Source organism: Lactobacillus sp. 3B(2020) (genome assembly GCF_013487845.1).
Classification (GTDB): domain Bacteria; phylum Bacillota; class Bacilli; order Lactobacillales; family Lactobacillaceae; genus Limosilactobacillus; species Limosilactobacillus alvi.
Window position 1 is genome coordinate 253,420 of the sequence record NZ_CP047410.1, and the last position, 14,327, is coordinate 267,746.

At 41.7% G+C, this 14,327-nt stretch carries 11 protein-coding genes and 1 pseudogene; 6 read left to right on the forward strand and 6 right to left on the reverse strand.

Annotated features, from left to right (window positions below; translation table 11 throughout):
* Positions 1–162: 162 nt before the first annotated feature.
* Positions 163–4,866: an LEA family epithelial adhesin gene (locus tag GTO83_RS01165; RefSeq protein ID WP_255463136.1), complete on the forward strand. Its 4,704-nt coding sequence runs from the start codon at positions 163–165 to the stop codon at positions 4,864–4,866.
* 251 nt (positions 4,867–5,117) lie between these two features.
* On the opposite strand, the gene GTO83_RS01170 is transcribed toward GTO83_RS01165, so the two are convergent.
* Positions 5,118–5,579, reverse strand: coding sequence for a transposase (locus tag GTO83_RS01170; RefSeq protein ID WP_255463188.1), 462 nt, complete (start codon positions 5,577–5,579; stop codon positions 5,118–5,120).
* A gap of 23 nt (positions 5,580–5,602) precedes the next feature.
* Positions 5,603–6,526 (reverse strand): IS30 family transposase, encoded by a 924-nt coding sequence (locus GTO83_RS01175; RefSeq protein WP_180871353.1) that lies wholly within the window; start codon positions 6,524–6,526, stop codon positions 5,603–5,605.
* Between the two features lie 261 nt (positions 6,527–6,787).
* Between GTO83_RS01175 and GTO83_RS10895 the strand changes: the two genes are divergently transcribed.
* The 3 genes from GTO83_RS10895 to GTO83_RS01185 all read left to right on the forward strand — a co-directional run bounded on the left by GTO83_RS10895 (position 6,788) and on the right by GTO83_RS01185 (position 9,017).
* Positions 6,788–7,024, forward strand: a complete 237-nt coding sequence (locus GTO83_RS10895) for a hypothetical protein (RefSeq protein ID WP_239458060.1) — start codon at positions 6,788–6,790, stop codon at positions 7,022–7,024.
* Positions 7,021–7,521, forward strand: a complete 501-nt coding sequence (locus GTO83_RS10900) for a site-specific integrase (RefSeq protein ID WP_255463137.1) — start codon at positions 7,021–7,023, stop codon at positions 7,519–7,521. Before GTO83_RS10895 ends, GTO83_RS10900 begins: the two co-directional genes overlap by 4 nt.
* A 599-nt stretch (positions 7,522–8,120) precedes the next feature.
* On the forward strand, positions 8,121–9,017 hold the full coding sequence (locus GTO83_RS01185; RefSeq protein ID WP_180871354.1) for an RNA methyltransferase: 897 nt from the start codon (positions 8,121–8,123) through the stop codon (positions 9,015–9,017).
* Between the two features lie 171 nt (positions 9,018–9,188).
* Here the strand turns inward: GTO83_RS01185 and GTO83_RS01190 are convergent, their stop codons facing one another.
* From GTO83_RS01190 to GTO83_RS01200, 3 genes are all read right to left on the reverse strand, one after another.
* Positions 9,189–10,175: a LacI family DNA-binding transcriptional regulator gene (locus GTO83_RS01190; protein WP_180871355.1), complete on the reverse strand. Its 987-nt coding sequence runs from the start codon at positions 10,173–10,175 to the stop codon at positions 9,189–9,191.
* A gap of 74 nt (positions 10,176–10,249) precedes the next feature.
* Positions 10,250–11,521 carry an oligosaccharide MFS transporter gene (locus GTO83_RS01195; protein WP_180871356.1) on the reverse strand — a complete coding sequence of 424 codons (1,272 nt, stop codon included), beginning with the start codon at positions 11,519–11,521 and terminating at the stop codon, positions 10,250–10,252.
* Between the two features lie 17 nt (positions 11,522–11,538).
* Entirely contained in the window at positions 11,539–12,945 is a 1,407-nt protein-coding gene (locus GTO83_RS01200) for a glycoside hydrolase family 32 protein (RefSeq protein WP_180871357.1), read from the reverse strand.
* Between the two features lie 318 nt (positions 12,946–13,263).
* On the opposite strand from GTO83_RS01200, the pseudogene GTO83_RS01205 reads away from it, so the two are divergent.
* Both GTO83_RS01205 and GTO83_RS01210 read left to right on the forward strand, forming a co-directional pair.
* Positions 13,264–13,503: pseudogene (locus tag GTO83_RS01205) on the forward strand (amino acid permease); the annotation flags it as partial.
* 11 nt (positions 13,504–13,514) lie between these two features.
* Entirely contained in the window at positions 13,515–13,790 is a 276-nt protein-coding gene (locus GTO83_RS01210) for a universal stress protein (protein ID WP_255463138.1), read from the forward strand.
* Positions 13,791–13,850: 60 nt separating this feature from the next.
* Here the strand turns inward: GTO83_RS01210 and GTO83_RS01215 are convergent, their stop codons facing one another.
* On the reverse strand, positions 13,851–14,057 hold the full coding sequence (locus GTO83_RS01215; RefSeq protein WP_180871359.1) for a hypothetical protein: 207 nt from the start codon (positions 14,055–14,057) through the stop codon (positions 13,851–13,853).
* Positions 14,058–14,327 lie beyond the last annotated feature (270 nt).

The following is a 14,327-nucleotide window of genomic DNA, read 5'->3' on the forward strand; positions in this document are numbered from 1 at the left end:
TTTTTCGGTTGATTATATGAAAGGGGAATGATGGTAGTGAGTAAGTAGCGGAATTTTGAAGAAATATTATATTCAACAATTAGGCTGATAGCTTAACGGTAGCGCTATTGTTCTGGTGTACTGCAATACACCACTAGTTATTAAATTTGGGAGGTAAAAATAATGATGAAGCGACCTGAATTTTTAGAAACTAAGCGGACACCGCGTTATAGTTTACGTAAGCTTAACGTTGGTGTGGCTTCGGTATTATTAGGAGTAACCATTTTTGGAATTAACTTTACAGATCATTCTGTAAAGGCAGCAACCACAGTAGAAAGCGTTAGAATTCCCAATGGTTCACCAACCGGTAATTTACAACAAACTTCAGCAGTTGTATTGACACCTGTTGAACAAGCTAATGCTCAGAAAGCAACTAGTGCAACAGGAAAAGTTCAACAAAGTAGTGCAGGTAACGATGCAACAGGAAAAGTTCAACAAAGTAGTGCAAGTAACAATGTAACAGCTAATAATTCTACAAAAGCTGCGACAACCTCACAATCTGCACCAAATACGCAAGGTAGCGCTGACACTGATATTAAATCATTAGCAGCAAAATTAGCATTTACGAATTTAGTGGCAATGCCTGGTACTGACGGAAATGCAGCAAGTACAGCAGGTCAAAATGACACTAATACTCAGCTAGCTAATGAAAATAACGAATTGGCCAATAAGTCTAATCTAACTTCTTCAGATAACTACAGTTCTAATATCTATAAAGGTAAAGATGGAAATTATTACAAGATTGTAACTATTTATGGTCAGAAGGACTACGTTTACCGTACTGCTGATATTCAAGCTAATGGTACTGCTTTTGGGCAATGGGGAACGTCAGCTGAAGATACTAAAAATAATATCCAAATTTCTAAAAAAGATTTAGGAAATGGTCAGACCCGTTGGACTGTTACTTTCTTCCCTAATAAGGGATTACAAAATGGTAGTACATTAAATGGGTTAAGTTCTGCAAAATTTGGTATTGCTCTCACTTCTGACTACCAAATCGTTCGTAATGTTGACATGGACGTAATTAGTGATCCTAAGCAATCATTTACATCTTATACATTTAAGCCCGGTAGCAATAGCGCTACTGAAATTTCAGTAAATCCATTAGATAAAAAGACGTTTTCATTTAATCCTAACACAGATGCCGATCCAAATACTGGTTTAATTAATAGTGAAACTATGCCAGCTTATAACAATGAATATTTGCAAGGTCCATACTATTTCACTACGGCTACGGGTACTTATGCTGGTAAAAAGAACTTATGGCAGACTTACTTTTTCAATAATGGTAATGAGACTTATGATAATAATGCATATGATAATTCCCCTTATCTAGGTGGCAATCATGACTTCCATTTTAATAATTTTGAAATTAAAAATGAAACTGGAGTTGACGGTGCAAAACAGGGGGACAAAATCATTTATGACACACTGGGGTATAGGTTAAATTCTAAAAACGCTAATCCTAAGGGCGTATTTAGCAGTATTAACTTTAACCAAGCAATGGAATTTAAGTCACAAGGTAAAGAGTATCGGGGTAACCCACAATTTTCTTCTTATGTTATTTCCTTTACTATGCAACACACAGACTCTCATGAAGTAGAATTATCTACAGGTTCAGAATTATCTACAGGTTCGAAAAATCAACAATTCTCAGGAATCTCAGCTAATATTTATTCTTATCAGGATAGACACTATTACATGTTTTCTAGATTATATGGTGAGCAGAGAGCACTGGATGCAAAAGGTAATCCAGTAGAAGCTAAAGATATTATTCCTAATTGGGATGAAGCCAAAGCTGCCAATCAGGCCATCGATACTGCTCTTGTCAACAAGAAGGGTAAAATTAATGGAGCAACTAATATTGATCAAACTACTAAAGACAAGTTGATCCAAGATGCTACTGATGCAGCGGACGCTGCAAAGAATGCTATTGTTCAAGCAACTACAGCTGACGCAATTAAGAAAGCTCAAGACGATGGCGTTTCTAATATCAATAATGTTAAGGTTCCAAGTCTTGAAGACGCTAAGACAGCAGCAAACCAAGTAGTCAAAGACGCTGTAGATAAGCAAAAAGCATTAATCAACAATGCTAACAACCTTAGTGATGGCGAAAAGCAAGCCCTAAACAACCAAGTGGATGCAGCTGCTAAGACTGCCAAAGATGCAATCGATGCCGCAACAACTAATGATGTTGCCACTAAGGCAGGGCAAGATGGTAAGACAGCTATTGAAAAGGCTGTTCCAACCAGTCTTGAAGACGCTAAGACAGCAGCAAACCAAGTAGTCAAAGACGCTGTAGATAAGCAAAAAGCATTAATCAACAATGCTAACAACCTTAGTGATGGCGAAAAGCAAGCCCTAAACAACCAAGTGGATGCAGCTGCTAAGACTGCCAAAGATGCAATCGATGCCGCAACAACTAATGATGTTGCCACTAAGGCAGGGCAAGATGGTAAGACAGCTATTGAAAAGGCTGTTCCAACCAGTCTTGAAGACGCTAAGACAGCAGCAAACCAAGTAGTCAAAGACGCTGTAGATAAGCAAAAAGCATTAATCAACAATGCTAACAACCTTAGTGATGGCGAAAAGCAAGCCCTAAACAACCAAGTGGATGCAGCTGCTAAGACTGCCAAAGATGCAATCGATGCCGCAACAACTAACGATGTTGCCACTAAGGCAGGGCAAGATGGTAAGACAGCTATTGAAAAGGCTGTTCCAACTGATTCTGATGTTAAGAAGAACGCTAAGGATGCCATTGATAAAGCTGCTAAGACTAAGGATGATGCAATCGATGCTTCAAACTTAACTGCTGAAGAAAAGGATGCTTTGAAGAAGAAAGTTGCTGATGAAGTTAAAATAGCTAAGGACAATATTGATGCTGCCACTAAAGACGCTGATGTTACTACAGCGCAAACCAATGGTGAAAAGGCTATTAATGCTGTTGAAATCCCTACTTCAGCTTCTAAGACTGATGCCATTAACGCAATCAATACTGCATTAGCAGATAAGAAGGCTGCAATTAACGGTACTAACTTAACTGATGAAGAAAAATCCGCGTTAGTTAACAAAGCACAAAAAATTGCTGATGACGCAATCGCTAACATCAATAAAGCAACAACTAACAATGCAGTAAACACTGCTAAGGAAAATGGTGTTGAAACGATTAACAACATTAATGTTCCTGATACTTCTGCCACTAAAGATGCTGCTAAGAATGCCATCGATCAAGCTGCTAAGACTAAGGATGATGCAATCGATGCTTCAAACTTAACTGCTGAAGAAAAGGATACTTTGAAGAAGACAGTTGATGCTGAAGTTAACAAAGCTAAGGCTGCAATTGATGCTGCCACTAAAGACGCTGATGTTAAGACAGCGCAAACCGATGGTGAAAAGGCTATTAACAGCGTTAATGTTCCTGATACTTCTGCAACTAAAGATGCTGCTAAGGATGCTGCTAAGGATGCCATTGATAAAGCTGCTAAGACTAAGGATGATGCAATCGATGCTTCAAACTTAACTGCTGAAGAAAAGGATACTTTGAAGCAGACAGTTGCTGGTGAAGTTAACAAAGCTAAGGCTGCAATTGATGCTGCCACTAAAGACGCTGATGTTAAGACAGCGCAAACTAATGGTGAAAAGGCTATTAACAGCGTTAATGTTCCTGATACTTCTGCAACTAAAGATGCTGCTAAGAATGCCATCGATCAAGCTGCTAAGGCTAAGAACGATGCAATCGATGCTTCAAACTTAACTGGTGAAGAAAAGGCTGATTTGAAGAAGCAAGTTGCTGAGGAAGTTCAAAAAGCTAAGGGCAATATTGATGCTGCCACTAAAGACGCTGATGTTAATACAGCGCAAACCCAGGGTGAAAAGGATATTAATGCTGTTGAAATCCCAACATCTTCTAAGACCAAGAATGACGCTAATAGTGATCTCGATAACACAGCTGATGCTGCTAAGAAGGCCATCGATGAAACTTCAGGTTTAACTGATGATCAAAAGCAAACAGCAAAGGATCAAATTGACACAGCTGTTGGTGATGCTCAAGAAAACATCAAGAAAGCTTCTGATAACCAAGGTGTTGCAGATGCAAAGGATGCAGGTAAGCTCGCAATCGACAAGGTAAGTGCAAAGGCTGCAATTGATGCTGCTCTTAACAATAAGAAGAGCGCAATTGCGAAGGCGCCATTAACTGCTGAAGAAGCCAAGCCTTTAAACGACTTGGTAGATCAAGAAGCTGACGCTGCAAAGGCCGCTATTGATGACGCTACTACTAATGCGGTTGTTGAAGCTGCCAAGAATAATGGTGTTGAAAAGATTAACAACATTAATGTTCCTACTACTTCTGCAACTAAAGATGCTGCCAACAAGGCAATTGAGAATGCTTTAGCTAAAAAGATTGAAGAAATCAAAGCTAACACCAACTTAACTGATGACCAAAAACAAAGCCTTATTGATCAAGCTCAGAACGCAGCTAACCAGGCTAAGGAAAACGTTCGGAGTGCTTCCACTGATGAAGACGTTCAAACTGCTAAGAACAATGGAATTGCAGCTATTAACGGAATTACTGTTAAGAGTAATTCAGTCGATGACCAAGATAATTCTGCAACTAATGAAGGGAACGGTAACCAAGCTGGTCATATTCAAAGTGATAACTCCAGTGACGTTACAAAGCATAGTTCTATTCAACAGTCTGGTAATGAAAAAACTCAATTACCACAAACTGGTAACGAAACACAACGTGGAGCAGGCTTAGTTGGCTTAGCCATTGCAGGCTTAGTTGGTTTGTTGGGCAGTGCCGGATTCCGTAAAAAGCGGGATTAAGCAACTACTCAAACCGTCGTAACAAATTCATAACATAAATAAGGAGAGTGAGAAAAAACGCCCCAAATCGGCTAGCAAGCTGGTTTGGGGCGTTTGTCTTCGAACCTCCGCAAGGATGGCTAGGTTGGTCAAACGTAAGCAGTCAATAACGATACGTCTAGGCGCGGTGTAAGGTAAGTACCGAATAACGACACGTATTGAAAAAAATGAAAGGGCGTGAGCCGCGGTTTCTTGCGGTTCACGCCCCTTCTCTAGTTATGACATACTTGTTGCGCTTCTTCTGCCCATGGTAAAAAAGCCTTAATATCGCTCCTTTTCTGGTTCGGTAGTCGATCAAACAGGTATTTGAAATACTTATATACATTTAGTTTATTAATTTTCGCTGTTGCTACTAACGTGTAGTAAATCGCATTGGCTTCAGCTCCACGAATACTTTTCGCAAACAAGCAGTTCTTGCGAACCAAGGTTGTAAAACGGATCTCTCCTTCTAGCGAGTTATTGCTTAGGGGAATTTGTCTATTTTCAAGAATTCGATAGACTCTTGTCCGAAGCCTTAAGGCATTCTTGATGGCTGCACACAGCCGTCCCTGTGGTGAAGTGATACTTCCCAAGTACTGGTAAAACCTATCAAGCAACGGTTTCACATGAGTAATTCTTTGCTGCCGCTTTTCCTTTTCAGTTTGATATACTAATTCGTTTTCCATAAGGTAGATTGCAAGAAATAACTTGAACGAATTTAGTAATGTAGATTAAGCAAGAAGATCTCGATTGGTGTATGCCAATTAAGAAATTTAAGTGGCCGTGAATTCAGATACCAATTGATTTGAACCAGTTGGTAATCACTTAGTTCTTCAATGGCTTGTCCCTTGGGAATAAACCGTCGCAAAACTCGATTACGGTTCTCATTACTACCGCGTTCATGTGGTGAATAAGCATGGGCAAAATAAACCGGAGTACCAGTTCGCTGCTCAATTGCCTGGTAGTTAGCGAACTCTTTACCATGATCTACGGTAAGCGCCTTGAGCTTGTCTTGAAGTTGACTAGCTAGTTCAAGTACGGCCTGAGTCATGGACTGACTGTCGCGACCATGGAGCCGTTTAACAATTGTCAGGCGACTCTTACGCTCCACAAAAGTAGCCACAGCTTGACCTTTACGTTTGGCAGAAAGTACGGTATCAGCTTCAAAGTGGCCGAATTCCTGGCGAGTTTCGACTTTATGAGGACGCTCCTCAATTGAGCGGCCGTGACTGAACGTACCACGCTTTTCTTTAGCACGATGGCGACGAATTCCATGATCAGGCAAATCGGGTAGCTGTACATCAAACCATCCTTGATCAATCCAGTTATAGACCGTCTTGTAGGCAATCCCCACCACATGGGCAACTTGTTCAGGGGACCACTTCTGGACTTGAATCTTTTCCTCGACCAAGTGTTTAAGGTTTTTAGTGAGCGAAGACTTCTGCCCCCGTTGACTAACCTTGCGTTCAAAGTCAGTTTGTGCTAGCTCAGCCTGGTACTCACTATTTAGCCGGTGAAGTTCGTTAAAGACTGTGGTTTTACTAAAGCCTAAGTAATTAGCGATGTATCGTAAGGAACGTCCTTCATTATGAAGCGTTTCAATGACAATGCGGTTCTGGAATGATAAAATAGTGGTGCCCATTAAGGTCCTTCTTTCTAATGGAATGTTGTGGTAACACCATTAAAGACCTTGATGGGTTTTTCTGTCCACTTAAATGTTCAACTTAAATTTTACAATCTGCCACATTTAAAAAAGTGGTTTGGCAATAAAAAGCTTCGAGAAATTAGAGCCGTAGATTGTGAAAAGTTTCGAGTGTACCTACTTGGTAAAAGTGGGTATTCACAAGGCTTTGCCAGTTTAGTATATTGTTTGTTTCGCAATACTTTAGATTATGCGGTGAGAATGGATTTTCTAGTTAAGAATCCATCGCGAAAGACAAAAGCGATTAATAAGGGAAAAACGACCGTTGCCTTTTGGACCAAGACTGAGTTTGAAAAGGTTTTGTCAGTAATCTATACCCAAGATTATTATCAACATATGTATTTTGTAATTTTGTATCTTTACTTTACCTGCGGAATGCGGGTTAGTGAGGGATTAGCTTTACTTATGATGATGTTGATTTTAAGCGGCATCGTTTGAAGATTCATAAGACACTTGAAATGAAGAACAAGCATGACTATGTAATCAAACCTTATACTAAGACCATTAATGGAATCCGAACTATTTCATTAGACAATGATACAATTCGTGTCTTAAAAAATTGGCGAAAAGACCAAGAGAAGCACGGGGTTCACAACTTTATTATGTCGTATGATGATACGCCGATGAGTAGAACAACGATTCCATTAATAGTGAAGCGTTTCGCTAAACTAGCTGGGGTAAAACCGATTCAGGCAAAGGGATTGCGTCATAGTCACGTTAGTTACCTTATCAACGAGTTTAATACTGATGTGTTAACAGTATCACGTCGGCTTGGTCATTCTAGTCCTGAGATTACATTAAAGTATTATGCTCATCTTTGGCCACGGAATGATGAAACAATCGCGGATGAAATGGAAGGTAATATTAAGTTTCAACCAGCGAAAGAAAATCGACTACGATTCACAGGCAATCAAAATATTCATTCTACGAAATAAGGTTCCCTACCAAAACCCTACCAAAATGAATAATAATGCTTTGAAACAGCGTCATTATAGGGCTTGGTGCAGGCATCATCATTTGAATATGAATAGAAGCATCGTTGGCGATGAAACAAAGAGGTGGGGAAAAAAGCTCCTTGACGGCCTGGTTGGGATAAGAAGGACGAAGATTGATTCATTAGAATCGACCTTTCGTTCGCACTTATCCGCTAAGGCCGTGCTTTGGAGCGAACCAGCCAACTGGTTTGGCGTTTGTGAGCCCATGTAAGGCTGAATCGGTTGGTGCGACCGCCAGGGAAGCAACTGCCATTCAGCTACTGCTTTGACCTTAGTTACTGAGTAACATTCGGAGATGACAAAGGAGGCCGGGAAGAAACGTGCGTTTCTTCCCGGCCTCTTTACTTTTGCTTCGATATTTGATGATTGTCGGACGGGATTAGGCTTAATTGTGGTGCGGGGGAAGCTTTCTCCCAACCGACTTAAAAAATCCCCTCCTCCGCAGTTTTTAATGTTATTTAAAACCAAACTTGATTGCGACAGTTGTCCATAAGCTTTACAATGATAGCTAAATTATTACCAATGAGGATAAATCTTACATGCATAACTTAATTTTTCTAGAGAACCTGGAAGGAAAAGATTTAGCTCCATATGTCCGCCTTAATGAAGCCCAACTTTTCCATGCGTTAGCGCCCCATCCCGGTTTATTTATCGCCGAGAGTCCAAAAGTGATTGAACGCGCCTTACGGGCTGGTTATCGGCCAGCTTCACTGCTCATGGAGGCAAAGACCATGGAGCGGGACTTGGCTGATCTAGACCATGAGATGGCAATCAATCAAACCACTGGTCTAGGGCAAACGCCAATTTATGTTGTTGATAGTAAATTACTCCGTCAGTTGACGGGGGCCGGATATAACCTTTTGCGAGGGGCTTTGGCGGTAATGTATCGGGTCCAACGACCGGATTTAACTAACTTTTTAGCGACGATGCCGAGTGATCATCCCCGGATTGCCATTTTGGAAAGAGTCGTTAATCCCACTAATGTTGGGGCAATCTTTCGGTCAGCGGCTGCCTTAGGGATCGATGGCATAATTGTAACCAGTGATTCGGCGGATCCGCTGTATCGGCGGGCTTCCCGAGTTGCGATGGGAACGGTCTTTCAGGTTCCTTGGACTTATATGGACGCCAAAATCTGGCAGCGTGAAGGGATTGACCTGTTACACCGGTTTGGTTACAAGACCGCCGCAATGGCCCTCCGTCATAATACGATCGATATTGATCATCCGGTGTTGGGGGAAACGGAAAAGCTAGCAATCATTCTCGGTTCGGAAGGTCCCGGATTAAACGAAGCAACGATTGATCAGAGTGACTTTACAATCAAAATCCCGATGGCCCCCGAAGTTGATTCCTTAAACGTTGCGGCTGCTTCCGCCTTAGCCTTTTGGGAGTTGGGTAATCGAAGACTTCACCCGGAATGGTCCGGTGATAAGCACTAACAGCCGCTGAATTGGTAAAAACAAATCCAAGGTTGGTACCAATTCCGTAAGTTTAGCCAGATTGTGGGGGGGAGCCTAGAATCGCGTGGTCGGGTAGAAATGTTCGTGATTATAATTTCAAAATTAATCGTTTTAAATAGGGATTAGCAATAAATGGTTATTAGTTCCCTTTTATTTTGCTCGCAACGTTGCTCCTTCGCGCAAGGTTACTGGTAAAACTACCGAAGCTGGGAGGGGTTGTTTTTTTAATCGTGATTCCAAGAGGTCAACGGCAACGTTAGCCATATTAGCAATTGGTTGGACAATGGTGGCCAGGTCGGGGGCTAATAATTGACTGGCTTGGGTGCCATCATAACCAATAATTTGGAGATCGTTTGGGAGGTGGTAACCCCGTTGGTGGGCAATTTGGAGTAATAAGGCGGCATCGGTATCGTTAGAAGCAAAGATCCCATCAACATCCGGATGTTCATCAAAGAGTTGATTAAAAACATTAACGCGGTCGGTGTGATCACCATAAAAATTAGTTAAGTAGGTAGTCGGCGTTAGTTGGTGAGATCGCATAGTAGTTTCGTAAGCTACTTTCCGTTGCGTGTCGTGCTGATTCGATGGTAGGTTATCAGTATGAATAATTTTGGTAGCTCCCCGTTGAATTAAGGTTTCAGTGGCCAATTTTCCGCCAGCGTAGTTATTAGATTGCACAACAGGGATGTCTTGGCGCAGATAACGATCAATGGCAATAATCGGTAAGTTGGCATTTTGATATTCCTCGACGTTGTGATTGTGGGTAGCGATAATTAAGGCATCCACCTGATGATTTAAGAGTTGTTGGAGGTAACGACTTTCTTTTACGGCATCATTTTGGGCGTTACCAACTAGAACCTTGTAGCCCATCTTAAAAAGCCGGTTTTCCAAGGCGGAAGCCAGTTCACCAAAGAAAGGATTAGCGACGTTAGGGACGAGGATCCCGATTAATTGGGTTTTTCCGGTCGTCATCTGTTGAGCAATGGCGTTAGGCCGGTAGTTTAATTCCTTCATTGTCCGTTCAACTAGGTTAATCGTCTTTTGACTCAAGTACCCCCGGCGGTTGATTACCCGGGAAACCGTGGCTTTTGATACCCCAGCAGCGTCAGCAACATCCTCTAGTCGTAGTTTCGCCATGAAAGCGCCTCCTTTCTAAAGAAAATTATAACGAAAAATCCCCCGAGATAAAACTAGCGCGGGGGATGAAAGAATTAATCAATTTCCAATGGCTGCCCATTCACGTCTTGATCATCCTTCTTCAAGATTACGAAGGCATAGATAGCAGCGCAAATCACAATGGCAGAAATAATGAGGAAAGTGGATTGGTAACCAATCTTATCGTGTAAGGTCCCAAGTGGGGTAGAGAAGATGATTTGACCAACTTGCCCAGCAATCTGACCGACTACCATGTACATTGTAGCAGAAAGCCGGGTATCAAAGTGAAGGGTTAAATACCGGAACATAGCTAAAGCAAAGATCGCTGTTTCTGGAGCGTGGAGTAACTTTACAATTGAAATTCCCAGTGGATTAGTTACAATTCCACAGAGGCCGATCCGGACAAACATGACGGTTACCCCAATCAAGAGTGTTCGCCGAACTCCAATTTTCTTCATCATTGCGGGGACAAGGGCCATCATAATTGCTTCTAAGAATACTTCAATGGAGTTTAGGATCCCGTAAGCCGTGTCCCCAGAAGCTTGGGTGGCAAAGAACCGGGTGAAAAATTCGGGGAACATCTGTTGGTCAAAGACGGTATAGAAGGAACCGCTAAAGATAATGAAGATGGTTAATTTCCAAAGCTCTGGGAGCTTAAAGACTTGAAGGATTTCCTTGAAAGAAGGCTTTTGGGCTTCCTTGGCTTCCTCAGCTTGATTTTCAAATTTATCAATCGTTGATTGTTTCGTTCGCGAACCAGTAATCAAAATAATGAAAGTAATGACACTAAAACCACTGGACAACCAGAAAACAATGTAGGGACTGATGGTAAAGAGGTATCCAGCGCAAAGGGCAGCAATCGCATATCCGAATGACCCCCAGGCCCGGGCTTTTCCGTATTCGTAACCAAAGCGTCGGCCCATCCGTTCGGCTAGGGCTTCAAAGGTTGGTGAAGCGGCTAAGAAAGCAAAGGAAAGGTAAAGTGAGCCTAGCAAAGCCCCAACTAAGAAATTTGTGTGTAAAAGTGGGGCGTATATCCAAGTGAAGAAGGGGCCGAGTAACATTTCTAAGACGGTAATCACCAAAAGCAGGTTACGTTTAAGCCCTAGGTGGTCTTGGATGGAACCATAAACAAACATTAGGACCAAGGTAATGGCGGAGTTAAAAGTATAAATGGTCCCAACTTGGGTCCCGGAGAAGCCAAGCCTAGTGGTTAACCAAATTTGAAAGAAAGACCACCAAATTCCCCAAGCCATAAAGAACATTAATAAACTAAGTGAGCCTTGAAGATAAAATGGATTCTTGAAGGCACTAACTTTTTGCTTCATGATTTAAACTCCTTTCGTTAAGCGAGCTGATAAGCTTCAATTTGGGTAGGTAGGGCCTGATTAGCACTAACGGTAGTTTGGATTGGTTGATCAGCGTAGTAACGTTCAGTAAAGGTAGTTTCGCCATCATTAATAAAGATCTCAACTGAGCTCGTATCAATGAAGAGGTGAAGTTTTAATTGATGGCCCGTAAATTTAGCGTATCGAGGGGTTAAATCCCCCTGTTGGATAGTAATATCACCACTCGCTTGGTCAGCGACCAGAGTTAATAGTGGTTTGCCAGCACTTTCCAATTGCCATTTAGTAATGCTAGCCGGGGCAAGATCGATGGTAATTAATTGTTCGCTGTGTTGCTGGTCATCGTAATTAAAGGTGTAACTTGAAGCGAGAGTCATCACTTCGTTAGCAACTTGGCTTTCTCGGAGATTCTTAAGTTCCCGGGCGGGAGTCATCAAAAGTTGTCCTTTTTGATAATGAAGTTCCCGTGGTAAGGTCAAACAACCAGCCCAGCCATCGGCTTTTTCGGGCATTGGGTCATCAAAAGAACTCATCCAGCCAATCAAGATCCGGCGCTTATCAGGAGTTAAGAAAGTTTGGGGAGCGTAGAAATTGTGACCCCGATCTAGTTCCCAGAAGGGACCATGGTCAAATGTTGCTTGCTCATAATTGAGTTGGCCAGCTTGGTAGCAAACCGATGAAACATTTAAGAAGTTATGGGCAACGGCTTTAATTCCCATTGGTGAGTAAAGTAAGATATCGGTATCATTAACCCGGAAAAAGTCTGGGCATTCCCACATAAAACCTTCACTGTCGGCAACTTTAGCCTTTGCGATTGGTCCCTGGTTTTCCCAGAGGATCAGGTTAGTTGATCGGTAAAGGAGGGCCCGACCAAGACCATCAGTAGCTTGACTACCAAGAATTAGCCAGTAGTAACCATCATTTTGCCAAACTTTCGGATCCCGAAAGTGTTGGGTATTATCCGCTGGAGCCGTAATAATTGGGTTATGTTTTGACTTGGTGAAGTGAATGCCATCATCACTGTAGGCTAAGTTTTGGTTTTCCCAGAAGTGATCTTGGTCGCCATCATCAAAGTAATGGTGACCAGTGTAAATAAGGTAAAGGCGCCCATCTTTGACAATCGCTGAACCTGAGAAGCAACCCCCAGTATCTTCGGGATCGCCAGGGACTAACGCCACGGGGAGTTGTTCCCAGTGAACGAGGTCACGGCTCCGAACATGGCCCCAATGCATCGGCCCCCATTCAGCGGAATAAGGATGGAACTGATAAAAAACATGGTAGTAACCTTTGAAGTAACAAAGGCCATTGGGGTCATTGAGCCAACCGCCGGGTGTTGAGATGTGAAATTGTTGCCGATAGCGTTGGTTAGTAACTTTAATCGTTTTGGATTCATCAACTTTTTGCATGATTATTGCTCCCTTTTATGATTTATTGAAGCGCTTACAACGACAGCATAAAGGGAAAACTGGTTTCGGTCAATCGATGGACAGAAAATGATTCGTTACATACAATTGGACTGGTACAGTTAATCACCGATTGTTAAGGCGATACAACCGTTTGCCCAAAAAATTGGTAAATTGAAAACTAAAATGAAAATGAAATAAAGCGGATGGGAACTGCATTTTTCCCACCCGCTTTTGATTAATTTGATGATGTTATCAACATTAGCCACCAACTAAATTTTCACTCGGGAGCAGATGATGGGGAGTTTAGCTAGCCAGGCTTCATTAGTGGTTTCGACAATCTTGTATTGCTGTATGACCTTAACCATGACGGAGGTTGTCCGGTATCCAATTTTTCGTAAATACATTAACGCCCCGGTTTTAGCTGTCCTTACAAAGACTGGCCAAAGTTGGCTATCGATTATTGTTTCCATTGGGGCGATTCTGGGGATGACGACGGTTATTCTGGTACTATTATATGGTCAGTCACGGATCGGTTACTCGATGTCCCGGGATGGACTCCGCTTTTTGGCGTGAGTGAAGACTTTTACCAAGACTTTGCGGTACGCACGAAAGAAAAATTACAACCTTATTTCGAAAAAGCGCGACATCAAGGCGTTAATGTGCGGGCTGAGGTAATCATTGGGAGTATTAAGACGGTGCTTGCCAAGGACTTTCCCGATCAGCATGATGTTGATCTGATTGTACTGGGTAACACAGGCATCAATGTCGTAGAAAAGATGTTGCAAGGTTCACATACTAATTACCTTGTGCGCCATGCTAAAGCTGATGTACTTGTAGTTAAATAAAAGCTCGTGACCAGCGTTGTTGAATAATACTCGGAGATGAAATAGAGGGCAGAAAGAAACCTATGGTTCTTCCTGCCCTCTTTCTTTTTGAATGAGGTGCCACTGGCGCCAATAAGGGAAAACAATTAGTCCTAAACTAATGAGAACTAAAACGAACATATTATCAAAAACATCAATGTTTCCTTGACCAATAAAACTGATGATTAAGGTGAGGCCCCAAAAGATAACTTCATAGCCTAAAACCTTAATTAATAAATCAATTCCCAAGCCGACACCTCCTATGTAATCTTAATAATAAATATTGCTTACACTATAAGTGTACAATATATTGCTGGCCTTTTTCGTCACCAATTGATAATAATTCGATTACATTCATTTTACAGTCGATTAGATTGAGTATTAATTAAGGGTTATTAGTCAATTAGGTGGGATCTAATTATAAAAGCGCCGTGTTTAAATTCTAGTAAAAGAAATTTTAAGGTTTGAGCAAGGATGAAGCTTTAGTGATAAAATAATAATTAAACAATTACTTAGCGT

Bases quoted from the DNA above. Each gene is read 5' to 3' on its own strand.
- GTO83_RS01165 (WP_255463136.1), top strand. From the start codon at position 163: ATGATGAAGCGACCTGAATTTTTAGAAACTAAGCGGACACCGCGTTAT.
- GTO83_RS01190 (WP_180871355.1), bottom strand. From the start codon at position 10,175: ATGGCGAAACTACGACTAGAGGATGTTGCTGACGCTGCTGGGGTATCA.
- GTO83_RS10895 (WP_239458060.1), top strand. From the start codon at position 6,788: ATGGATTTTCTAGTTAAGAATCCATCGCGAAAGACAAAAGCGATTAAT.
- GTO83_RS01200 (WP_180871357.1), bottom strand. From the start codon at position 12,945: ATGCAAAAAGTTGATGAATCCAAAACGATTAAAGTTACTAACCAACGC.
- GTO83_RS01185 (WP_180871354.1), top strand. From the start codon at position 8,121: ATGCATAACTTAATTTTTCTAGAGAACCTGGAAGGAAAAGATTTAGCT.
- GTO83_RS01175 (WP_180871353.1), bottom strand. From the start codon at position 6,526: ATGGGCACCACTATTTTATCATTCCAGAACCGCATTGTCATTGAAACG.
- GTO83_RS01195 (WP_180871356.1), bottom strand. From the start codon at position 11,521: ATGAAGCAAAAAGTTAGTGCCTTCAAGAATCCATTTTATCTTCAAGGC.